This is a genomic window from Streptosporangium nanhuense, from assembly GCF_059358815.1.
On sequence record NZ_JCADBG010000004.1, the window covers coordinates 298,097 to 320,242 of the forward strand.

At 70.1% G+C, this 22,146-nt stretch carries 18 protein-coding genes; 9 read left to right on the forward strand and 9 right to left on the reverse strand.

The genetic code is table 11. The features are described from left to right. The first annotated feature begins 111 nt into the window (after window positions 1-111). A complete protein-coding gene (locus AC5L38_RS11125) occupies window positions 112-1,500 on the forward strand; it encodes an SDR family oxidoreductase (protein WP_495242668.1) in 1,389 nt (462 codons plus the stop codon). A 38-nt stretch (window positions 1,501-1,538) separates the two neighbouring features. Here AC5L38_RS11125 and AC5L38_RS11130 read toward each other — a convergent pair whose 3' ends face one another. Next, the gene (locus AC5L38_RS11130) at window positions 1,539-2,570 is read right to left on the reverse strand and encodes a glycosyltransferase family 2 protein (protein WP_495242792.1); all 1,032 of its coding nucleotides are present in this window, start codon (window positions 2,568-2,570) and stop codon (window positions 1,539-1,541) included. Between the two features lie 66 nt (window positions 2,571-2,636). Between AC5L38_RS11130 and AC5L38_RS11135 the strand changes: the two genes are divergently transcribed. The 3 genes from AC5L38_RS11135 to AC5L38_RS11145 all read left to right on the forward strand — a co-directional run bounded on the left by AC5L38_RS11135 (window position 2,637) and on the right by AC5L38_RS11145 (window position 5,306). Beyond that, window positions 2,637-4,142 carry an LCP family protein gene (locus tag AC5L38_RS11135; RefSeq protein WP_495242669.1) on the forward strand — a complete coding sequence of 502 codons (1,506 nt, stop codon included), beginning with the start codon at window positions 2,637-2,639 and terminating at the stop codon, window positions 4,140-4,142. 57 nt (window positions 4,143-4,199) lie between these two features. Then, window positions 4,200-4,568 carry an STAS domain-containing protein gene (locus AC5L38_RS11140; RefSeq protein ID WP_495242670.1) on the forward strand — a complete coding sequence of 123 codons (369 nt, stop codon included), beginning with the start codon at window positions 4,200-4,202 and terminating at the stop codon, window positions 4,566-4,568. A gap of 342 nt (window positions 4,569-4,910) precedes the next feature. Beyond that, entirely contained in the window at window positions 4,911-5,306 is a 396-nt protein-coding gene (locus AC5L38_RS11145; RefSeq protein ID WP_495242671.1) for an STAS domain-containing protein, read from the forward strand. Window positions 5,307-5,416: 110 nt separating this feature from the next. Here the strand turns inward: AC5L38_RS11145 and AC5L38_RS11150 are convergent, their stop codons facing one another. The 3 genes from AC5L38_RS11150 to AC5L38_RS11160 all read right to left on the reverse strand — a co-directional run bounded on the left by AC5L38_RS11150 (window position 5,417) and on the right by AC5L38_RS11160 (window position 10,729). Beyond that, the gene (locus AC5L38_RS11150) at window positions 5,417-6,466 is read right to left on the reverse strand and encodes a LacI family DNA-binding transcriptional regulator (protein WP_495242672.1); all 1,050 of its coding nucleotides are present in this window, start codon (window positions 6,464-6,466) and stop codon (window positions 5,417-5,419) included. 7 nt (window positions 6,467-6,473) lie between these two features. Beyond that, complete coding sequence (locus tag AC5L38_RS11155) at window positions 6,474-9,035, reverse strand: glycoside hydrolase family 3 C-terminal domain-containing protein (RefSeq protein ID WP_495242793.1); 2,562 nt, start codon at window positions 9,033-9,035, stop codon at window positions 6,474-6,476. Window positions 9,036-9,379: 344 nt separating this feature from the next. Further along, a complete protein-coding gene (locus AC5L38_RS11160) occupies window positions 9,380-10,729 on the reverse strand; it encodes a DUF1996 domain-containing protein (RefSeq protein WP_495242673.1) in 1,350 nt (449 codons plus the stop codon). Window positions 10,730-11,095: 366 nt separating this feature from the next. Here AC5L38_RS11160 and AC5L38_RS11165 point away from each other — a divergent pair, with 366 nt between their 5' ends. Beyond that, window positions 11,096-14,104: a galactose-binding domain-containing protein gene (locus tag AC5L38_RS11165; RefSeq protein WP_495242674.1), complete on the forward strand. Its 3,009-nt coding sequence runs from the start codon at window positions 11,096-11,098 to the stop codon at window positions 14,102-14,104. A 312-nt stretch (window positions 14,105-14,416) separates the two neighbouring features. Here the strand turns inward: AC5L38_RS11165 and AC5L38_RS11170 are convergent, their stop codons facing one another. Then, window positions 14,417-14,584 (reverse strand): hypothetical protein, encoded by a 168-nt coding sequence (locus AC5L38_RS11170; RefSeq protein WP_495242675.1) that lies wholly within the window; start codon window positions 14,582-14,584, stop codon window positions 14,417-14,419. 559 nt (window positions 14,585-15,143) lie between these two features. On the opposite strand from AC5L38_RS11170, the gene AC5L38_RS11175 reads away from it, so the two are divergent. The 4 genes from AC5L38_RS11175 to AC5L38_RS11190 are packed head-to-tail and all read left to right on the forward strand — an operon-like array spanning window position 15,144 to window position 16,733. Next, a complete protein-coding gene (locus AC5L38_RS11175; protein WP_495242676.1) occupies window positions 15,144-15,896 on the forward strand; it encodes a hypothetical protein in 753 nt (250 codons plus the stop codon). Window positions 15,897-15,955: 59 nt separating this feature from the next. Continuing rightward, window positions 15,956-16,144 (forward strand): hypothetical protein, encoded by a 189-nt coding sequence (locus AC5L38_RS11180; RefSeq protein WP_495242677.1) that lies wholly within the window; start codon window positions 15,956-15,958, stop codon window positions 16,142-16,144. Then, window positions 16,141-16,272 carry a hypothetical protein gene (locus AC5L38_RS11185; protein WP_495242678.1) on the forward strand — a complete coding sequence of 44 codons (132 nt, stop codon included), beginning with the start codon at window positions 16,141-16,143 and terminating at the stop codon, window positions 16,270-16,272. Before AC5L38_RS11180 ends, AC5L38_RS11185 begins: the two co-directional genes overlap by 4 nt. Next, on the forward strand, window positions 16,269-16,733 hold the full coding sequence (locus tag AC5L38_RS11190; protein ID WP_495242679.1) for a hypothetical protein: 465 nt from the start codon (window positions 16,269-16,271) through the stop codon (window positions 16,731-16,733). The genes AC5L38_RS11185 and AC5L38_RS11190 overlap by 4 nt, the downstream gene beginning before the upstream one ends. A 48-nt stretch (window positions 16,734-16,781) precedes the next feature. On the opposite strand, the gene AC5L38_RS11195 is transcribed toward AC5L38_RS11190, so the two are convergent. The 4 genes from AC5L38_RS11195 to AC5L38_RS11210 all read right to left on the reverse strand — a co-directional run bounded on the left by AC5L38_RS11195 (window position 16,782) and on the right by AC5L38_RS11210 (window position 21,579). Further along, window positions 16,782-17,654 carry a tetratricopeptide repeat protein gene (locus AC5L38_RS11195; protein ID WP_495242680.1) on the reverse strand — a complete coding sequence of 291 codons (873 nt, stop codon included), beginning with the start codon at window positions 17,652-17,654 and terminating at the stop codon, window positions 16,782-16,784. 321 nt (window positions 17,655-17,975) lie between these two features. Continuing rightward, window positions 17,976-18,395: a YchJ family protein gene (locus tag AC5L38_RS11200; protein WP_495242681.1), complete on the reverse strand. Its 420-nt coding sequence runs from the start codon at window positions 18,393-18,395 to the stop codon at window positions 17,976-17,978. Between the two features lie 50 nt (window positions 18,396-18,445). Next, window positions 18,446-18,775 carry a hypothetical protein gene (locus tag AC5L38_RS11205; protein ID WP_495242682.1) on the reverse strand — a complete coding sequence of 110 codons (330 nt, stop codon included), beginning with the start codon at window positions 18,773-18,775 and terminating at the stop codon, window positions 18,446-18,448. 140 nt (window positions 18,776-18,915) lie between these two features. Then, window positions 18,916-21,579, reverse strand: coding sequence for a lectin (locus AC5L38_RS11210; RefSeq protein WP_495242683.1), 2,664 nt, complete (start codon window positions 21,577-21,579; stop codon window positions 18,916-18,918). Window positions 21,580-22,146 lie beyond the last annotated feature (567 nt).

The following is a 22,146-nucleotide window of genomic DNA, read 5'->3' on the forward strand; positions in this document are numbered from 1 at the left end:
AGTGCGCACTCAGCGTAGCTAGATCTTGACGGGATAGCACGGGAGCACGCCGGGCGATCGGGTACGCACCCGTTACGCTCGCCATATCCGAACTGTCAAAGGAATCTGATCGTGGCCGAACGTGAACCGCGTCCCCGAACCGTCGGTGTGGTCCTGGCAGGCGGCGTCGGCCGGCGCGTCGGCCACGACACCCCCAAGCAACTGCTGGAGATAGCGGGCAGGACGATCCTCGAACACACCCTCGCCCTGTTCGAGGGGGCACCGGAGATCGACGAGATCATGGTCCTGATGGCGCCCGGCTTCACCGGGGAGGTGGAGCGGATCGTCGAGCGCAACGGTTTCACGAAGGTCGGCAGGATCCTGGAGGGCGGCGCGAGCCGCCCGGAGACCACCTGGCGGGCGCTGCGGGCCCTGGGGACGCGGGAGTGCCTCGTGCTGCTGCACGACGCCGTACGCCCGCTGGCGGAGCCCAGGATCATCACCGACTGCGTCGAGGCGCTGAGGACCTTCTCGGCGGTCGAGGTGGCGATCCCGAGCTCCGACACGATCGTGGTGACCGAGCGAGGGCCGCACGGGGAGATCGTCAGCGACGTCCCCGACCGGGCCGGCCTGCGCCGCGTCCAGACCCCGCAGTGCTTCCGGCTCTCGGTGATCCGCGAGGCGTACGAGCGCGCCTTCGCCGATCCCGGCTTCGGCGACCGGCCGCCCACCGACGACTGCGGGGTGGTGCTGCGCTACCTGCCCGACGTGCCGATCCACGTGGTGCCGGGCAGCGAGAGGAACATGAAGGTCACGCACCCGGTGGACCTCTTCGTCGCCGACAAGCTCCTCCGGCTCGCCGCGAGCGACGTCCCCGCCCGTTCCGGCGCCGCCCTGCGCGAGGCGCTGGAGGGCAGGACCGTGGTGGTCCTCGGCGCGGACGACGCCGCCGGCGCCGAGGTCGCGGAACTGGCCGGACACCACGGCGCCCGCGTGTTCCCCCTCTCGGGTTCACCGGGCCTTCCCGGCATGCCGGACGGGGTCCGCGTGGACGACTTCCGGGCGGTGGCCGACGCGCTCGCCCGGGTCGTCAAGGAGACGGGCGGGATCGACTACGTGGTCAGCGCCGGGGGTGCCCCCTCGGGAAGGATCGACGCGGTGGACGACACCGCGATCGCCGAGACCGTGCGCGTGAACCACCTGGGCCCCGTCACCGTCGCCAGGGCGGCCCTCCCCCATCTGCGCGAGACGCGGGGGCAGCTGCTGTTCCACGCCCCCTCCCGCGCCGGGGACGGGGAGGGAGACGGCCTGCGCTCCTTCGCGGGAGCCGCCGTGGCCGGCCTGACCCGGGCGCTGGCCGAGGAATGGGGTGGGTACGGGGTGCGGGTCAACTGCGTGGCTCCCGGGCGGGCCGAGGCCACGGCGCCGCCGGGCCCGCACACCCCGCACACCGTCGCCCGCACCTCGCTGGACGTGCTCGCCTCCGGCGTCACCGGCCAGGTGGTCGACGCCCGGCCCTGACCGCCGGCCGCCCGTCGGACGTCCGGCCCGGACGGGGGTCAGCCGCCCGCGCGGCCGGGCTTGCCGAGCTTTCTCGGGCTGGTCAGGAAGCCCCAGCCCCACGACATGTGCATGGTGACGTAGACCAGCGGAAGCCGGACGAGCGCCGGGGCGGGCAGGCCGCTGCCGGTGACCGCGGAACCGGCCAGGATCGCCGCCAGGTAGCCGCCCGGGATCAGCAGGCCCGGCCAGAAGAACGGGGAGACCAGCAGACCCGCGAGGATGGCCAGCACGGCCAGGGGGGGCGCCAGGTAGCGCAGGTTGATCGTGCCCTCGTGGGTGCGGGCGACCACCCTGCGCCAGCGGCCGTAGTGGAAGTACTGCTTGGCGAGCGCCTTGAGGTCGGGCCTCGGCCGGTAGGAGACGCGCATCCGGGGCTGGAACCAGACCAGGCCGCCCGTCTCGCGGATGCGGTGGTTCATCTCCCAGTCCTGGGCCCGCTGGAAGTGCTCGTCGTAGCCGCCGACCCGCTCCAGCGCGGAGCGGCGGAACACGCCGAGGTAGACCGTGTCGGCCGGGCCCGCGGTGCCGCCGGTGTGGAACCGGGCGCCGCCGACGCCGATCTTGGACGTCATCGCGCGGGCCACGGCCTGCTCGAACGGCGTGACGCCCTCGGCCGCCATGACGCCGCCCACGTTGTCGGCGCCGGTCTCCTCGAGGGTCTCCACCGCGACCTGGAGGTAGTCGTCGGGGAGCATCGCGTGGCCGTCCACCCTGGCGATGATCGCGTTGCCCGACGCGGCGATGGCCGCGTTGAGGGCGTTGGGGGTGCGGCCGGTGGGGTTGGGCACGACGACCACGCGGGGGTCGTCGGCGGCGATCTCGTCGGCGACCTCCTGGGTACGGTCACGGGAGGGGCCGATCGCGAGCACGACCTCGATCGGTCCCGCGTACCGCTGCGAGAGCACCTGACGCACCGCCTCCCGCAGATGGCGCTCCTCGTTCAGCACCGGGATGACGATGGAGATGGGGGGCCAGACACGTGTCTCGGAAGACGACGCCGGCGCGGGCGAGTCGGGGAACTGCTTCATGGCGTCGCTCACGCTACTGTACGAACGGGTACCTCATCGACCCAGCTGGAGCCTAGGGGGCCATGCATGCGCGACCCGGAGGAGGATTCGGGTGTGCACGTGGGCGGCGACGCCTACGGAAGCGTTCGGGTGACCCCGAGGCGTGATCGCAGGTCGGCGAGGGGTGCCCGCACCAGGCGGCGCGGTCTCGTGATCGCCGGCGCGCTCTCGTGCCTGGTCCTGGGCAGCTCCGGGGTGACGTGGGCGCTGACCAACTACGCCACGACGAAGATCGAGTCCGTCGACGCGGGGGTTCCGGGGTCGCGGTCGAGCACCGGCGCCATGAACATCCTGGTGGTCGGCGTCGACAAGCGCGACAACCTCACCCGCAAGCAGCAGAACCAGCTCAAGCTGGGCCGCGAGACCGGCGAGCGCACCGACACCATGATGGTGATCCACGTGTCGGAGGACCACCGCAAGGTCACCGTGGTCAGCCTCCCCCGCGACACCTGGACGACGGTCCCCGGCAAGGGCCTGCACAAGATCAACGCCGCCTACCAGCTCGGCGGGCCGAAGCTCGCGACGCGCACGGTGCAGACCGCCACGGGCCTGACCCTCCACCACTACGTCGAGGTCAACGTGCTGGGCTTCATCGAGGTGGTCGACGCCCTCGGGGGCATCTCGGTCTGCACCCCGGTCCCGATCAGGGACCCGAAGACCGCGCTCGACCTGGATCCGGGCACCTACTCCTTCGGCGGCGTCGAGGCCCTCGCCTACGCCCGCACCCGCGCCACCGCCCGCTCCGACCTCGACCGCATCGACCGCCAGCAGCAGGTGATCTCCGCGCTGCTGAACCAGGCGCTCAGCGGCGAGACGCTGACCAACCCGATCAGGCTCGCGTCGTTCGTCGACACCACGCTCGACACGATCCGGGTGGACGACGCGCTCCGCGGGGACCTGCTCGGCCTGGCCGACCAGCTCAAGGACGTCTCCACCGACGACGTGGCCTTCGCCACGGTCCCGCTCGCGGACGTCGACTACAAGACGCCGACCGGCGAGTCCGCCGTGCTCTGGGACAAGGAGGCGGCCAAGGAGCTGTTCCGCAGGATCGCCGCCGACGAGACGCTGGTCAAGCCCGCCAAGTCCGCCAAGCCCGGCAAATCCACACCCACCCCGGCGGCCTCCCCCTCGGCTCCCGCGCTGACCGTCGCGCCCTCGCGGATCGCCCTCAGGGTGCTCAACGGCACCACGATCACGGGCCTGGGCGCGCAGACCAGGGCCGACCTGCAGAGAGTCGGCTTCCTGGTCCCCGAGACCCCGGGCAACACCCCGCAGAAGGACTTCGAGAAGACCGTCATCCGGTACGGCCCCGATCGCGAGGACTCGGCGCGCACCGTGGCCGCCGCGCTGCCCGGGGCGGAGCTGCGCCCGCTGGAGAGTCTCGGCGGCAGGATCGAGGTGGTCGTCGGCCGGAAACACGCTCCGGCGAAGAAGGTCACCGTGAAGGAGGCGCCCGCGTCGCCTACCCCGGTCGCCACCCCCACCGCAACTCCGACGGCAAGAACAGCAACGGACAACATCTGTAAAAAGTGAGTTATGCGCATAACAGCCTTCTGCCAGGGCAGCTAAAAAGGCACGGAGGTGATGATCGTGATCTCGACATTCGATGTTCAGACATGGCGCAGCGGCACCTGTGTGGTCGTGCAGGCGACGGGCGAGCTGGACATGGCCGTCGCTCCCCGCCTGCGCGCGGAGATCGACCGCGTCCTTCAGGAGGAGGGAACCCCGAACCTGGTGATGGACCTGACCGGGGTGCCGTTCTGCGACTCGGTGGGGCTGGGGGTCCTCGTGGGCACACTCACCCGCCTCAAGGAGGCCCACGGCCGCCTCATCCTGGTGGTGAGCCCCGGCATGATCACCCACCTGTTGACGATCACCAATCTCGACCGGCACTTCGAGACGCGGGACAGCCTGCGCGAGGCGCTCGACACCATGGCCCCGAGCCACTCCCCGGGCTGATTTCTCCCAGGTCAGACCGGTTTTCCCAGCCGGACCACGCCCCTCCGGCGTCACTCGGGAACCGGCTTTCCCACACGTTCGCCCCCCTGCGCGGGCGAGGCTACAAAGCTGTTTCCTTGAATAGCTGGCACATATACAGGTTGGCATCTACACTTCGCTTCGAAGCTATACGATCACGGAAAGCGATGATTCGCACCGTTAGGGAGTATCGTGGCTTCAGGTCGTCAACCTCCTCCGCGCCCGCATGACGCGAACGGGGAGACGGCGATCTGAGGCCAGGCGTCCGAGCGACACCCCCTGGCCGGATACGTACATTCACGTGAGCCTGCAGGGAAGTGGGCGATGAACGCACTTCAACTCACGAGCGAGCACGCGCACGGCTTCGTGGTCATCACGGTGGCCGGCGAGCTCGACCTCGCCACCAGGCCGGACCTGTCGGCCTTCACCCAGCACGTCATCGACGTGCGCCCCGGAACGGTCATCATCGACCTGGCCGGCGTCACCTTCATCGACGCCTGCGGCCTGAGCGCGCTGATCGCCGTCAAGCGTTACGCACGCGACCACGAGACGCCCCTGCTCCTGGCCGGAGCCCCGCCGGTGGTCCTGAAGCTCCTGAAGCTGACCAACCTCGACGCGTCCTTCACCGTGATCTCCCGCACGGGGGCGATGTCCCCTCCCCCGGGCTGTTCCGAGGCCGCCTCACCCGCCCAGGCGGTCTTCCCCCTCGCCGAACGTTAGACGCCGGCCCCGCACCCACCGGAGCGGCCACACGGGCCGCTCCCGCCCCGCCCCTCGGCTCCCGGGAAGGCCCGAACCCCCGGGAGCCGTACGCGGGCGCCCCGCCCCGGTCAGGCCGACTCCCTGATCACCAGGGTCGGCTCGAAGATCCGTGAGGTCACCGGATGGCCGGGCCGCTCGATGTGGGCCAGCAGCAGCCGTCCCATCTCGGCGGCCATGTCCTCGACGGGGTGGCGGACGGTGGTGAGCGGCGGGCGGCAGGCCAGGGCCGCGCTGCTGTCGTCGAAGCCCACCATGGCCACGTCGTCCGGCACGCTGCGGCCGTGCTGGCGCAGCACCAGCAGGGCGCCCTGGGCCATCAGGTCGTTGGCCGCGAAGACGCCGTCGATGTCGGGGTGCTCGGCGAGCAGCCGTTCCATCGCCACCTCTCCGCTGTGGAGGGTGAAGTTGCCCTCGGCCCAGGGGATGTAGGGATGGCCGTGGACGGCCATCGCCTCCTGGAAGCCCGCCAGGCGGTCCTGGCTGGCCGGGACGTCGAGCGGGCCGGAGATGGTCGCCAGCCTGCGGCAGCCCCGGGCGACGAGATGGTCGGCGGCCAGCTTGCCCCCGGCCCGGTGCCCGACGTCGACGTAGCTGATCGGGATCGGCCTGGCCGGTCTGGCGAAGAGCACCGCGGGCAGCGAGGCGTCGGCGAGCAGCTTGGGCAACGTGTCCTCGGCGCTGATGGAGACCAGGATGGCCCCGTCGACGTTGCCCCGGCGCAGGTAGGCGATGACCTGGTCACGGGTCTCGGGGGTGTCGGCGAACATCAGGATCGGGTAGATGCCCAGCGGGCGCAGGAAACCGACGACACCCCCGGCCACGCGCCCGAAGAACGGGTCGGCGAAGACATGGCCGGGAAACGGGCTCTCCTCGCTGCTGCCCGCCCCGGAGACGATCAGGGCGATCGTCCCGGTGCGCCGGGTGACCAGCGAGCGCGCGGCCTGGTTGGGGACGTAGCCGGTGAGCGCGATCGCCTGCTTGACCTTCTCCTGGATCGCGAGATCGACATTGCGGATCCCGTTGATCACGCGAGAGACCGTGGCGCGGGAGACTCCCGCCGCCCGCGCCACATCCTCCAAGGTGGGGGGTGCCGACACTCGCGGTAGGCCTTCGCTCATAGGGCTTTTATAGCACAGCGAGAGAGCGCTCTCCCGAGGTCTCCCGCGGGGGCGGCGGCTCCGTGCCGAGGAGCACCTCGGCACGGAGCGGCAGGTCGGCGGCCGAGCGTCCGGCGAGCACCGTGAAGGCGCCCTCCTCCACCCGCCAGGCGTGGTGCTCGGCCGACCAGTGCCGGAACGCCCGCGCCGGGACGTCCACCGTGACCTCGACGACCTCGCCAGGACCCGCGTCGGCGAGGGCGTAGCCGGCCAGCCAGCGCGCGGGGCGGGCCACGCCCGTCTCCGGCCCGGACAGGTAGACCTGGACGACCTCGCGACCGGCGCGCTCGCCGGTGTTGCGCAGCCGTACCCGGACGGGCAGCGGGCTCTCCGGGAGAAGGTCCCAGGGCACGGAGACGTCCTCGTAGGACCAGGAGGTGTAACCGAGGCCGTGCCCGAACCAGTACGCGGGCGGCGCGGGCCGGCGCAGCCAGGCGCGGTACCCGATGTCGAGGCCCTCGGTGTAGGCGAGCGTCCCGTCCTCGGGGACGGTGGAGACGAGCGCCCTGTCGGCCCAGGTCGTGGGCAGCCTGCCGCCGGGCTCGGCCCGGCCGAACAGGACGTCGGCGAGACCGTGCCCCGCCTCCTGCCCGGGGAACCAGCTCAGGAGCACGGCCGGCACCTCCTCGCGCCACGGCAGGATCATGGGGCCGCCGGAGTTGACGACCACGACGGTCGCCGGGTTGGCCGCGGCCACCGCGCGGACCAGCTCGTCCTGGCGTCCGGGCAGCTCCAGGTGCGCACGGTCGGCGCCCTCGTTCTCGATCTCCTCCGTGGAGCCGACCACCACGACGACGGCGTCGCAGGTACGGGCGAGCTCGACCGCGGCGGCCAGTTCCTCCTCGTCGGCGCGCCGGGGCGGGTCCGCGGCCAGGACGGAGGCGATCCCGCTGCCGGGGTCGAGCCGCCGCCGGGAGACGAGCTCCACGTCCCGGCCCGCCGTCACGGGGAACCGGGCGCGCCGGTACGGCGGGGACAGGTGCACGGTGGCCGGGTCGTCGGTGTCACGCTCCACCTCCTCGTCGACCAGGACGTGGCCGTCCGCCTCCAGCAGGACGTGCCCCCAGCCGGCGACGGCCAGCTCCCACGGCCCGTCCACCTCCGGGCGCAGCAGGGCGCGGATCTCGACGGTGACGGCGGCGTCGATCCGCGCGGGCTCCAGGATGCGTCCGGTCAGCCGGTGCTCGGCGTGGATCTCCGCTCCGGCGCCGTCCAGCAGCCGGACCAGGACGCCGGGCTCGCCGGTGAGGGGGTCGCGGGCGTTGTCCGTGCCCAGCGGGGTCGGCCGGTCGTCGAGGTGCGGGCCGGGGCGGTGGAGCACCTCGGCCGTACCGGACAGCGCCTCGCGGATGCCGTCGAGGGGGGAGACGACGGACTCGGGGTAGACGCCCGCGCTGCCGCCTCCCTGGATCCGGGGGACGGCGGCGTTCGGCCCGAGCACGGCGACCCTGCGCAGGCGCGCGGGGTCGAGGGGGAGCAGCGAGTCCTCGTTGCGCAGCAGGACGGTGCTCGCGGCGACGGCCCGGCGCAGCAGCGCTCGGGCGAGGGCGCGTTCTCCCCGCTCACCGCCGTCCGCCACCGCTTCGACGCCGACGCCGATACCGCTGTCGACGCCGACGCCGATGTCGACGCCGATGTCGCTGTCGCTGTCGCTGTCGCTGTCGCCGGAGCCTCCCCGCCCGGCCGGGCTCTCCCGTTCGACCGGGCCTTCTCCCTCGGCCAGGGCTTCCCGTTCGATCTCGGTGGGGTCGCCCCGTCCGGCGGGGCCGGGGATGACGGGAGGGACGGCGGCGAGGTCCAGGGCGCCGACGCGGGAGGCCAGCCGGAGCAGGCGCCTGACCTTGTCGTCGATCGCGGCCTCCGGCACCTCTCCGGCGCGTACCGCGGCGACCAGCGCCTCCCCCCAGGTGCCCTGCGGCCCCGGCATCGCGAGGTCCTGCGCGGCGCGGGCGGCGGGAGCGGTGGAGCGGACGCCGCCCCAGTCCGACACGACCACCCCGTCGAACCCCCACGCCTCCTTGAGCGGGTCGGCCAGAAGAGGGTTCTCCGACATCGTGGTCCCGTTCACCCCGTTGTAGGCGGACATGACGACCCAGACGCCCGCCTCCACCGCGGCCTCGAACGGCGCCAGGTACAGCTCGCGCAGGGTCCGCTCGTCGACGCGGGCGTCGAGGGTGAGCCGTTCGGTCTCGGAGTCGTTGGCGACGTAGTGCTTGGCGGTGGCCGCCACCCCGCCCGCCTGGATGCCCCGGACGCAGGCGGCGCCGATCCTGCCGGTCAGCAGGGGGTCCTCGGAGTAGCACTCGAAGTGGCGCCCGCCGAGCGGTGAGCGGTGCAGGTTGAGCGTCGGGGCGAGCAGGACGTCCACGCCCTTGCGCCGCGCCTCGCCGGCGAGCAGCCCGCCCAGCAGCTCCACCAGCTCGTCGTCCCAGGTGGCGGCCAGTGCGGTCGCGGAGGGCAGGGTCAGGGAGGTGCTCCGCTCGTCCCAGCCCTCCCCGCGCACGCCGACCGGGCCGTCGGAGGTGACCATGGCCCGCAGCCCGATGCCCGGCTCCGCGTGGGTGGACCACACGGTCGCCCCGGTGAGCAGCCGCACCTTGCGTTCCAGGTCCAGCTTCTCAACCAGCCGGTCGAGCTCGTCGATGCTCACGTATGTTTCCCTTCGCTGTCGGAGAGCGCTCTCCAGTACGTCACGGCGGCCCCGTGCTGTCAATGTCCGGGAGACGGCCGGGAGGTGTCCGGGAGCGGACACGCCCGGGGCCTGCGTACCGGAGAAGACCCGTGTCGGGAAAAGCACGTGCCCGGCCCCGGCCCGCGGGTGCCGGAGTCCGGGGCACCCGAGGCCGGAGCCGGGCACGTGCGGTCAGGGGAAGGTCAGGGAAGCTCGAAGTTCTCCGTGAGGGCGGCGCCGCGGTGCGGCTTGTACAGGTCGTAGCCGCGCGGGTTGCACTGGAGGCCACCGTTGATGCAGTGGGTCACCAGGGCGTCCAGGATGGCGGGGTTGTCCCAGGCGTTGAAGAAGTCGTAGTGCCAGGTGTAACCGCGCCCGCTGGCCAGCCGCGCCTGTGACAGGTCACCACTGGCGGGGAAGGCGATCTTGAACTCCAGCATCGGCACCGCCACCGGGTGGCTGGGCGGGCAGTAGCCGGCGGCGGGGTAGGACATGTGGCTCTTGTGGTTGGCGCTGTCGAGGTTGACGCCGTCCCAGCAGCTCGGCGCCTGGTAGCGGACGTTCACCTGGCTGCCCGCCACGCAGGAGGTCGGGATGTCCCAGCTCTTGGAGATGTCGCCGCACTCGAAGCCCTCGACCGCGCCGGGGGAGTCGCGGAACTCGGCCAGCGTCGCGGTCGGGCTGCCGACGACGAAGCGCAGGCCCTGCGGGAAGGGCTGCACCTCCCAGTAGTTGAGGATGCCCGACTTGTAGTAGATGACCTGGTTGCCGGTCGGCTCGATCAGCTGGCTGCCCTTGTAGAAGCTCGGGAACCAGTAGGCCGACCTGTCGTGCGGGTTGGTGCACGAGGTGGCGCCGCCGAGGAGCGAGGACTGCGTGCTGCTCGCGTTGGTCGTCCTGTTGCCGACGAAGGTGTGCATGTGCGAGGCGCCGGGCAGGCCCGGGTAGATGATCGGGTCGTCCGGCCGGTTCGCCGTCGGGGAGCAGTTGGCCTGGAACTCGTGGTGCGTCACCTCGTCGGTGAACGTCGGCTTGGGCCTCGGGGTGACCGGGGAGCCGCCGGTGCCGTACACCTTGAACTCCCACAGCGAGTAGCCGTAGCCGGTGCCCCTGGCGGTGCCGTACATCCGCACGTACCGGCCCGAGCCCGAGACGTTGAGGGTCTGGGTGCCGCCGGTGCCGGTGGTGGTGGAGTAGACGTCGGTCCAGGAGGAGCCGTTCGCCGAGGTCTGGATCTTGAACGACCTGCCGTACGCGCCCTCCCAGCCGAGGACGACCTGGGAGATCGTCGCGGTGGCGCCCAGGTCGACCTGGAGCCACTGCGGGTCGGCGGCGGCGCTGGACCAGCGGGTCCCGTTGTTGCCGTCGAAGGCGGCGCCGGCGCCGTAGCCGCCTCCTTCCGAGGAGGAGGCGGTCGCGGGCCGGCTCTGGGAGATCAGGCCGTCCGCCGCGTTGGCGGGGGAGATGATCGCCAGACCGGCCGCGACCAGCGCGGTGAGGGTGGCGGCGACCAGTCCCAGGCGGAATCTGACGGGACTTCGGGATGGGCGCATTGCCTCTCCTTCAGTGGGGGGTGGCCGCGGGAACGGCACAGGGAGAGCGCTCTCCTACGAGGTTGATCCCCTCTGTCGGGAGTTGTCAAGACGCCGGACAACCCAATCCCGAAACTCGCCGTTCACATCACCGACACGGGGGCGCACCCGCCCTCTCGTCTCCGACGCGTCAGCGGACGTGCGAGAAGGTGGGCTTTGAAGGCATATGTCCATTGGGAAGAAGTTTCCGGTACGTGAGCAGCGCGTTTCGACCTCGCGAGAAGAAGGGCCTTGACACCGCTCGACCCCCGGGAGCACCCTCGGTTACGGAGAGCGCTCTCCCCCCTCGCCGTCCCCTGGCGGGCATCCCCCTTTCGAGGAGAGATCGTGTATCCAGCTCGTAGTTCGGGCCGCTTCCGGTTGGGCCTGGTCATCGCCGCCCTGGCGGCACTGGTCCTGTCCGGCCTGGCGTTCACCGGCCCCGCGGCGGCGGCCGACGGCCTGCTGTCGCAGGGCAAGACGGCGACGGCCTCGTCGTCCGAGGGCGCCGGTTACGTCGCGTCGCTGGCGGTCGACGGAAACCTGACGGGCACCCGCTGGGCCAGCGCGTTCAGCGACCCGCAGTGGCTCCAGGTCGACCTCGGCGAGACGGCCACGATCAGCCGGGTGGTGCTGACCTGGGAGGCCGCGTACGGCAGAGCCTTCAAGATCCAGACTTCGGCGAACGGCTCCTCCTGGACCGACGTCTACTCCACCACCACCGGCACCGGCGGCACCCAGACCCTCGACGTGACCGGCTCGGGCCGGTACGTGCGGATGCACGGCACCGCCAGGGGCACCGGCTACGGCTACTCGCTGTGGGAGTTCCAGGTCTACGGCAGCACGGGCGGCCCCCAGGAGCCGGAGGAGCCCGAGGAGCCCGGCACCTGGACCGAGGTGTGGCAGGACGACTTCAACGGCTCGGCCGGCACCTCCCCCTCGGCCGCGAACTGGATCCTGCGCACCGGCACCTCCTACCCCGGCGGCGCCGCGAACTGGGGCACCGGCGAGGTCGAGACCATGAGCGCCTCGACCGCCAACGTCTCCCTCGACGGCACCGGCAACCTGAACATCAAGGCGATCAAGGACGGCGCGGGCAACTGGACCTCCGGCCGGATCGAGACCCAGCGCACCGACTTCGCGCCGCAGCCGGGCGAGCTGCTCAGGTTCAGCGCCCGGCTCAAGCAGCCCGACGTCGCGAACGCCCTGGGCTACTGGCCCGGCTTCCGCGCGACCGGCGCCGCCTACCGGGGCAACTACAACAACTGGCCGTCCGTCGGCGAGACCGACATCATGACCGGCGTCAACGGCCGCAACCAGCTGGCCAACACCCTGCACTGCGGCACCGCGCCCGAGGGCGTGTGCAACGAGTACAACGGCCGCACCAGCGGTTTCGCCACCTGTGACGGCTGCCAGACCGGCTACCACGAGTACGCCCAGGTCATCGACCGCACCAAGACCGACGAGGAGATCCGCTTCTACCTCGACGGCAGGCAGACCTGGGTCGTGCGCCAGAGCCAGGTCGGCGTCACCGCGTGGCGGGCGGCCGTGCACCACGGCTTCTACCTCCGCCTCGACCTCGCCATCGGCGGCTCGCTGCCCAACGCCCTCGCCGGGACCACGACGCCGACCGCCGCCACCACCTCCGGCGGCGTGCTCAGCGTGGACCGGATCTCGGTCGCCAGGCAGGCCGGCACCGTCCCGGCCGCGATGACCGACCCGGCGACCCCGGCCGGGCCGAGCATCGTCAGGGTGACCGGCACGCAGGGCAACTGGCAGCTCCAGGTGAACGGCGCCCCGTACGTGGTCAAGGGCCTGACCTACGGCCCGCCGCAGGCCGCGGCCGACGGCTACATGCGCGACCTCAAGAACATGGGCGTCAACACGATCCGCACCTGGGGCGTCGACGACACCCACACCCCCGCGCTGCTGGACAGGGCGGCCCAGCAGGGCATCAAGGTCGTCGTCGGGCACTGGCTCAACCAGGGCGCCGACTACGTCAACGACACCGCGTACAAGAACAGCGTGAAGAACGAGATCGTCGCCAGGGTGAACGCCCTCAAGGGCCGCCAGGGCGTGCTCATGTGGGACGTCGGCAACGAGGTCATCCTCACCATGCAGGACCACGGCCTGCCGGCCGACGTGGTCGAGCAGCGGCGGGTGGCGTACGCGAAGTTCGTCAACGAGGTGGCGCAGGCGATCCACGCCGCCGACCCCAACCACCCGGTCACCTCCACCGACGCCTACACCCACGCCTGGACCTACTACAAGGCCCACTCCCCCGCCCTCGACCTGCTCGCGGTCAACTCCTACGGCGCCATCCACACCGTCAAGCCGGACTGGATCAGCGGCGGGTACACCAAGCCGTACATCGTCACCGAGGCCGGGCCCGACGGCGAGTGGGAGGTTCCCAACGACGTCAACGGCGTCCCCGACGAGCCGACCGACCTGCAGAAGCGGGACCAGTACACCGCCAGCTGGAACGCGATCAAGGGCCACCCGGGCGTCGCGCTCGGCGCGACCGAGTTCCACTACGGCCTGGAGAACGACTTCGGCGGGGTGTGGCTCAACACCACCACCGGCGGCTGGCGCAGGCACGGCTACCACTCGCTCAAGGCGGCCTACACCGGGCAGCCCTCGGCGAACACTCCCCCGGAGATCACCTCGATGACGGTCGGCTCGCAGACCGCCGTCCAGGCGGGGAAGACCTTCACCGTCGAGGTCGCCGCGACCGACCCGAACAGCGACCTGATCCGCTACAACCTGATGTTCAGCAACAAGCACGTCAACGGCAACCGCGGCTTCGACAACGTCAGGTTCGTCCAGACCGGCCCCGGCAGGTTCACGGTGACCGCGCCGGAGCAGATGGGCGTGTGGAAGGTGTACGTGTACGCCTTCGACGGGCACGGCAACGCGGGCATCGAGCAGCGCTCGTTCCGAGTCGTCCCGCCGACCGTCGCGGGCACCAACGTGGCGCTCGGCAAGCCGACCACCGCCTCCTCCTACCAGGCGACCGGCGACGGCGGCCCGTTCACCGCGAACCGGGCCACCGACGGCAGCTTCACCTCCCGGTGGGCCAGCGAGTGGGCCGACCCGCAGTGGATCCAGGTCGACCTCGGCGCGACCACCGCGATCAGGCACGTCCAGCTCGGCTGGGAGGGCGCCTACGGGAAGGCGTACCAGATCCAGACCTCGACCAACGGCTCGACCTGGACCACCGTCCACTCGACCACGACCGGCGACGGCGGGTTCGACTCCGTCGACCTCACCGCGTCGGCCAGGTACGTCCGGGTGAACCTCACCCAGCGCGGCACGGCGTACGGCTACTCGCTCTGGGAGTTCGGGGTCTACAGCTAGGCGCGCCGGTACGTCCGTGGGCAGGAGGCGGGGGCCTCCTGCCCACGGAGGCACGGTCTTTCCGAGATGCGTAGACGCGCGACCCTTCCGAGGTACACGAAGACCCGGCCCGGGAACCTGCTCCCGGGCCGGGTCTTCGCGCCTTCACCCGGTCGGCGGCCCTGCAGGGGCGTCTCAGGACGAGCTTCGCGAATCTACGGCCACTCACCAGCAGCCGCGCGGCGACGTCCGCGCCGTCGGTGCGCACCGCGCCGGAGAGGAACCGGGCATGGGCCGCCACGTCCGGCCGGAGGGTGCGGCCGAGAGCCTCGGTCAGTGATCCGTGGCCGGCGCGCCGGGCGCGTGCGCGGTCCCGGCTCCGGGCTCGGCGATCCGTCCCGCCCAGTAGTGCTGGGGAATGACGACCTGGGGCGCCCCGGCCCGCGCGTCACCGTGGTGCACGACCGCGGCGACCCGCCGGAAGAGCGCCTGCTGGTTCACCTCCCCGATGGGCAGGCAGTCGGGTTCGTCGTCCAGCGGCGCCAGGTCGGCTCACCCGCGCAGCACGACCGCGCGGCGGCCGAGCGCGCGGGCCGTCTCGATCATCGTCTTGCCGAGGTCCCGCGGAGCGCGGATGCTGCCGAAGCCGAGATGGACGTGGCGGACCGAGCCCTTGGCATCACGGCATTGCCGCCGACCGTGTCAGAGAGTGCTTTCCGCTGCCGGATAAAGCAGGACATATCAGGATAAAAACAGAAGCAACAATGGCGGCATGGCGTCGCGGAACACAACGACTCGAAACCTCCGGCACGTGGATCGATCTTGATAGTCACCCTTCCGTCAGGAGTTTCCCCGTTCGTCGATCAAGACAACAGCCACATCAACCTCAAACAGCGCTTATAGGGATGAAGAGGCGTGCGAGGGTAACGAACAAATCTCGTATCAGATCCCGGAAAGAAAGCGGGGCTTCACCTCGCACCGACCTATTACAGTCGACCACAGATATGCCGTCACGCCCCGCGCCGGGCTCCTCCCCCGTTCCCGCAGCACGAGGATGTCAATGATCGAGATTCCTCTCCCCACCCTCCAAGAACGGAAACTGAACCTCAGGTCCCTGGACGCGGTGCGATCCGAGGATTTCCCGTCCGCGCCCCGTGACCGAGACTCCCCGCCCCTCGGGGAGCGCCCTCCGCCCTCCAGGGAGCGCGTTCCGTCCCTCTCCGGCCGGATCAGCCTCGGCGGCCCCCTTGCGGTGCAGGTCACCCCCGACTACGTGGCCGACGATCCGGGCCTGCGCGCGTTCGTGGAGCAGGAGTACGAGCACGTCACCTACCACGTGGTGCACCTCTCGATCAGCTTCGCGGCTAAGCCCAGAACACCGCGCCTGTCCACCGCCGACGTCAAGCTGGCGCTGTCCTCGGCATCCGCCTCCGTCGAGCCGGTGGCGTGGTCGATGACGCCGCAGCAGGTGACCGACGTGGCCCAGGTGGAGCGCAGGTTCACGCTCGGGCCTCAGCTGAGCCTTCTGGGCGCCGACGTGAGCCTGGGCGAGATCGGGCGGACCACCTCCAGGCAGCGCACCGACGTCTTTCTCCAGGCACGGAACGAATTGCGCTCCGACCCGGAATGGACATTCACCAGCACCAAGACCATGTCACTGAGCGGTTCATACCGCCTCGTTTTGATCGTACGGGGAGCTCGGGAAAGCGCGACCGGTATCGACGTCACGATAAATGCCGCCACCGAGGGAAATCTGCTCCGCTGGTACGGGCGGACGCTTCCCGATCCCCTGCGGCTCGCGGCCGTTCTGTGATCACGGCGCGTCCGCGCCGGCCGGGGACGAGACCACCACGCTGAGAAAGAAGTGACCGGGTGAAGGACGAATTCACCTCAGAGGAGATCACCGAACTCGCCGGCGCGTTCTCGCTCGGTCCCAAAGCCCGGTGGCTGCTCAGCAGAGCCGGGTTCCCGCCCGCCCTGATCCCCTCGATGAGAGACGTCAACGGTGGCGACTTCTGGTGGGCGGGACCTCTCAGCACGCCCCGGGAACGGTTGAGGTGAGCCGTCACGGCAGGCTCACGCAGCTGCTGCACACCCAGCTCGCCCTGACCGAGGACCTGTTTCTATCCAGCACCTCGGCGACCAGCTCCTCTACCGGCGGCACACCGGCGAGGCCCCCCGGCCGGTGACCATGATCCTGGACACCACACCGCCCACGTACGGGGCACCCGAGCAGACCCTTCGCCTCGTCGCGCACCTCATCACCGTCACCCTTTGGGAGTACGGCGAGCAGCCGGTCCTGATCTCGCTGACCAGACCGGGGGCCGCGCTGAAACTCGCGGACCGCGCCCAGCTCGCGCACCTCTGGTCGACCAGGACCCTCGACCCGCCGGGTCCCGCGCTCCCCGTCGCCGTCGACCTCGCCCGGAGCACCGGCAATCCGATCGTCCTGCTGGCCCACCACCACAGCCCCGACCACACCTACGAGCCCGGACCGGACGAGCGGCTGATCACCACCCACCACCCCGCGGAGCCCGCGCCGCACGCGGCCACGCGCCCCGGCCACGTCCACCTGCCGCCGGACCCCACGGAAACCGAACTCGGCAGGGCCGTACGCCTCGCTCTCGCCCCCACCGCCCTGGACCGGTGAGAGCGGGCTCGCAGCGTCGCACGACACCGGTCTGCTCAGCTCATCTCCTCACTTCCGTACCGCACAGGAGCCGAACAACGGTTGTCCTCCGCCATTGCGCCATGCGGTTCTCACCAGATCCGATGCGCCCTTCTTGGTTCCGGAGTCCTTCGGGCCGCTGAAGGCGATCGCGTTTCTCAAGTCCGCCTCGGCCTTCTTTCGCTCGCCGAGGGCGACATACACCTTTCCCCGAACGAACAGGTAGTGCGGCTGCCTGGTGTTCAGCTGGAGTGCCTTGTCGATCAGCTCCAGCGCTCCGTCCCCCGTGTTCCGCGTGTAGATCCCCTGCATTGCCCTGGTGATCGCGAAGTTGTGGTAGGCGGGATCGAATCCTTTGTCCACGGCCAGCGCTTTACGGAAACTCACCGCCGCCTCATCGCAGTCACCCAGGTTGTTGTGGAGAATGCCGCGCTTCAGAAAGGCACCTCGCCGAATGCGCGTCTGCGACAGCGCTGCCAGAAGCAGGGACCGATCCAGGTCCTCGATCGCCCGGCGCTCCCGCCCGTTGGCGGCCTCGGCGTACCCGCGACCGAGATGATCGTCCGCGTTCGCGCAGAGTTCGATCGCCGCCGTGTGCTCGGCGATCGCGCGATTGGCCTGATCATCGTCCGTGTAGTCGTCGGCTTTCTGCGAGTGTTCACGGGCCAGCTCGCAGTTCCGCTGCTCAAGCGCCTTTTGGAACGTTCCAGTAACGACCGTCGCGCCGCTGCCGACGATCAGGACACTGAACAGTGCGACCCACCGCACGGGGGCCGGAAACCTCCGCACTACGTAGATCGTCCAGGTGAGAACGGCGGCGATCGCCGCCAGCGCGAGAAGCGCCCACGCAGTCCACCACTTGATCTGCGCCAGCCCCGCCGCTATTGCGAGAACCGATGTCATCACCGCCGCCACCGTGGCCGCGACAGCGAGTGCCCGCCCTCCGGGCGGCGCAGACTCCCTGGAGGGCCCCGGCTCAGGGCTCTCCTGCTTCGGGGCGGACTCCTTCGAGTTCCGGCGCGGTTTTCGAGGCATCGGGAAGAACGCATGCCCACCGGTGCGACCACATAACGGCATCCGTTGTCACCGCGGAGCGACAATCACGTTCGAACAGCCGAACCGGGCAGCCTGTGAAGTGCCCCGGCACACGTTCGTTCGTCCGGTGGGCTCATTCTCACGGCCGCTCTCATGCGCTGTCGCCGCCTCACCGGAACGTCACCGCCGTTAAAGCGCTCCGACGTACACCCAGTCGCCCCCGTGCCGGGCGAAGCGGCTGTGCTCCTCCAGGTGGCCCGCCTCGCCGCGCTCGACGTAGTGGGCGCGGAAGCGGACGGTGCCCTCGGTGTGGAAGGAACTGCCGCCGGTCGTCTCCAGCACCTCCAGCCGCGTCCACCGGAGCCCGCCGCCGAGGTCTAGGCCGGGCGGTCGCGTCGAGGGGTGCCAGCTGCGCAGGAGATATTCGGCGTCGCCGACGCTGAAGGCGCTGAACCTCGACCGCATCAGCGCCTCGGCCGTCGTCGCGGACGCCTCCCCGCGGTGCAGCCGCCCGCAGCAGTCCGCGTACGGCGCGGGCAGCCCGCACGGACACGAGGCGCCGGGCGCGGGCGCGGAACGGACTCGGGGCCGTGGATCACGTCGTGGCACGTCCCCCAGTATGCCCGCGCGCCTGAAGGTGAGGGGTGTCGAGCGCGGCACTACGAGATGTGTCCCTGACGCTCGCCGCCGGTGTCGAAGAAGGTGTCGAGATACTCCTCCGGTTCGAGGTCGCTGTCCCTGATGAGGGAGAAGACCTCCGTGCCCGGCTCGATCACGTCGTCCGGCAGCCGGTACGCCTGGGCCAGCCCCAGATACCGCATCGTCCCGTCCGAGCCGTACTCCGCCGCCTCGCGCTCCGCCATGACGATGGCCTGGTCGAACGAGGCGGCCCTCCACAGCGTGACCCGTTCCTCGTAGGCGTCACGTGGCGACTCCCAGCGGAAGACGCATCGGACGGAGTACCAGCCGGTGCCGGGGGAAGATCTCACGCCGCCATGATGCCGGACGACGGGCCCGTCCGGTCCGCGAAAACCGGCGCGGTTCGCCTTCGGACGGAGTCCCCGCCGTCGGCGGGGTGGGCCGCGGACGGTGCGCGTATGACCGTCCGCGGCCCGATGGAGGCCTCACGTCAGCTACGCAGGCTCCACTGCTGGTTCGTGCCGCCGTTGCACGCCCACAGGATGGCCCTCGTGCCGTTGGCGGTGCCGCCGCCGTAGGCGTCCAGGCACAACCCGGACTGCACACCGGTGATCGTGCCGTTGGAGTTGAGGTTCCACTGCTGGTTGGCCTGTCCGTTGCAGTCCCAGATCACCACCTGGGTGCCGTTCGAGGTGCCCTGGCCGGAGGCGTCCAGGCACTTGTTGCCGAACACCTGCAGCTGCTTGCCGGAGGTGTAGGTGAACCGCTGGTTGGTGCCGCCGCCGCAGTCCCACAGCTGCGCCTGGGCGCCGTTGGTCGCCGTGCCGCCGCTGACGTCCACGCACCGGCCCGACTGGCCGCCCACGATCGTGACGTTCTGCTGGCCGCCCCCGCTGTTCCCCTGCCTGACGAGCGACTTCGACTCGGCCGAGCGGTTGCCCTGGGCGTCCACGACGTAGAGGCGGTACTCACCGGCCGACGCCGGAACGGCGATGGAGGTCGCGGTTCCGCTCGCCCTGGTCATCGTGTTGCCGACGGCGAAGGAGGTCGTGCCCGAGGGAGCCAGCCAGATCGTCCTGCTCGCGTCGCCGGTGCTCCGGACGGGAATCGATGTCACACCGGCGCCGACGAACGTGCTGGCGGGCAGGGCGTAGTCCGGCAGGGAAAGATTGCTCTGGGGGATGATGTTCCGGTACGCGTCCTCAAGCCCGGAGTTCACCGCGATGGCGTAGGCCTGCGACGGCCAGACATAGTCGGAGGACACGAGGATGTCCTGGATCGTGCTGTTCGGCAGGTTCTTGTTGGAGACCTTGTTGATGGGGCCGTAGGTCTGCGTGATGCTCAGGTCGTGCTTGCGCCCGAAGTCGTCGGAGTTGATGAGCCACGTGATGTTCTTGTCCACGCTCAGGACGTTGTCGCGGAAAGTCATGTTCCCCGAGCCCTCGTCCGGGTGGAGCCCGTACTTGTGGCCGGACGGCACGCCCTGCATGTAGTTGTTGGTGATCGTGGTTCCCGGCTGGTTGCCCAGCGTGTAGACGGGGGCCGTGTCGCTCAGGCGCTGCACCGTGTCGATGAAGTGGTTGTGGCTGATGGTGTTGTTCTTCGCCGTGGTGGTCGGCCGGTTGGGCGCGATCGAGCCTGACGATCCGTCGAAGTTCCACCAGCCCCAGCCGAGCGTCACACCGGACCACGGGGTCTTCTCGATGCGGTTTCGCTGGATGGACAGGCCGTCGGCGAAGTACGCCGAGATGGGGCTGTGCCCGTTGAACAGCACGGCGCTGTCGTGGATGTAGTTGTTCCTTATCGTGATGTTCTTGGGCGCCCCTTCGACCTGGGCGGAGTACTTCTCGCGATTCGTCGAGGTGTGGTCCCCGATGTAGACGTGCTGGGGATGGCCCACCGCGATGGCGGATCCGGCGATGTCGTTGGTGTAGTTGCCGATCAGCTGCGTGTTCACCACGTCGTTGACCATGTTGATTCCGTCGACGCCGGTGTGCTGCACCCGGTTGTTCTGCAGGACGAGCCCGTCGGCGTTGTCGATCTGGATGATGCCGGGCGCCATGTCGACGTTGCGGTAGTAGTAGACGTGGAAGTTCTGCTTGGCATACGCCTGCGCGCCGAGGTTGCCCTGCTGGGCCTGCTTGAACGCCGAGCCGGCCACGTTGAACAGGTTCCAGTCGGAGTGCTGGACCGTGAGGCCGGAGAACGTGATGTTCCGGGCGCGGGCGCTCGTGGAGGTGCCGGCGACCCTGAGAACGGTGGACACGTTGTTCGGTGCGAAAACCGTCGCGGTCGCCATGTTCTCGGAGCTTGATTTGTAGTAGTAAACCGTCCGGCTCGTCTTGTCGAAGAAGAACTCGCCCGGCGTGTCCAGGAACTCGTAGGCGTTCATCACCTTGTGGGTGCCGCCGACCTGGGCGTTCCCGTTGAAGGCGCCCTGGGCGATGGCCGCTCCCGGCTGCTGGAACTGGGCTATGCGGTTCGTGCCGTCGGAGGTGACCTGCCGGACTCCCACGATGGCCGTGGTCCAGGTCGTCCCCGTCTCTATTTCGATGTCGTCCTGATTGCCGGCGATGGCCGGGAAATCACTCAGGCTGTACTTCGATCCCGCGCACTGTGAACCCGACTCCCACGCCCAGGACGCCTGCCCCGCCGTGATGTTGTAGGTTCCGGTGCACCCCGCCGAACCTATTGTCTTGGAGGCCATGTACGCCCGCTTGTCGTTGACATAGAGCGCACGGAGCTTGTTGCCGCGATTCAGCGGGGCTTTCCAGATGTTCCCGCTGTGCTGCGTCCATCCCGTTACCTGAACGCCTCCGTTGAGGACCGGCGTCTCGTTCTGGTACGCGGCGTATATGACCCGGTGACCGTTCGTGCCGGAGTCGGCCTGCGTGAAGTCGATCGTGCTGCCGACCGGATAGTTCCCCCCGCGGAGATACACCTGGATGTCGTCCGTCATGTTGGCGTTCACCGTGCGGACGACGTCCCTCGCGCGCTGCAGGGTTCTGAACGGCGACGTGATCGTTCCGGGGTTGTCGTCGTTGCCGTCGGGGGCGACGTAGTAGGTCGCCTGGGCCGCCGCCGAGGCCGGGGCACCACCCGCGAAGGCCGGCAGCGACACAGCGGCGACGAGCGCCGCGAGCGCCGCCGACACCTTCCCGGTGGTGGATAAGCCTGACTTCTTCCCGGTGGTGGATGAGCCTGACTTCACGCTCTGTTCCTTTCGCTGGTTCCGCGCGGAGTGTTCGCCGCGTGACCACCCCGCCGTGGCCGAACTCGCCGGGATGTGCCGTCGCGCGGATGTGACGCCTGTCTTGCGGTTGCGAACATCGATCGGGGTGCCGTACGCCTTCACGGGCCGGGGCCTGCCGCCCCGGCGCCGCGCTGACGAGGGTCACCGCCGCCGGGCGTGAGAGGTCGCCTCATGACACGCCCCAGGAATCCGTGGCAGACGCGGCGTTACCACCTTGTAACGTATGACGTATGCCGTCTGATGTCTGGGTGTAATGTCCCATTAACAAAGGGGTCTCGCAATAGTCGACGGCGCGGGAGACGGTGCGCCTTCGTCCGCTCCCGGGGCCGCGACACCGGGGACCTTCCGCTACCCGGTGGACGTCTCGCGGGTCGCGGCGGGATCCCGCCGGCCACGCGGGCGATGCGACCTGGCGGCCCGGGGCCCGATTCGCCAGGTCAAGGGCCGGCACCCCCGTCGCCGCGCCGA

What these genes read in the sequence shown, in the direction of transcription:
- AC5L38_RS11130 (WP_495242792.1), bottom strand. Translation starts at nt 2,570, where the DNA reads ATGAAGCAGTTCCCCGACTCGCCCGCGCCGGCGTCGTCTTCCGAGACA.
- AC5L38_RS11135 (WP_495242669.1), top strand. Translation starts at nt 2,637, where the DNA reads ATGCGCGACCCGGAGGAGGATTCGGGTGTGCACGTGGGCGGCGACGCC.
- AC5L38_RS11145 (WP_495242671.1), top strand. Translation starts at nt 4,911, where the DNA reads ATGAACGCACTTCAACTCACGAGCGAGCACGCGCACGGCTTCGTGGTC.
- AC5L38_RS11150 (WP_495242672.1), bottom strand. Translation starts at nt 6,466, where the DNA reads ATGAGCGAAGGCCTACCGCGAGTGTCGGCACCCCCCACCTTGGAGGAT.
- AC5L38_RS11155 (WP_495242793.1), bottom strand. Translation starts at nt 9,035, where the DNA reads ATGGTCACCTCCGACGGCCCGGTCGGCGTGCGCGGGGAGGGCTGGGAC.
- AC5L38_RS11160 (WP_495242673.1), bottom strand. Translation starts at nt 10,729, where the DNA reads ATGCGCCCATCCCGAAGTCCCGTCAGATTCCGCCTGGGACTGGTCGCC.
- AC5L38_RS11175 (WP_495242676.1), top strand. Translation starts at nt 15,144, where the DNA reads ATGATCGAGATTCCTCTCCCCACCCTCCAAGAACGGAAACTGAACCTC.
- AC5L38_RS11195 (WP_495242680.1), bottom strand. Translation starts at nt 17,654, where the DNA reads ATGACATCGGTTCTCGCAATAGCGGCGGGGCTGGCGCAGATCAAGTGG.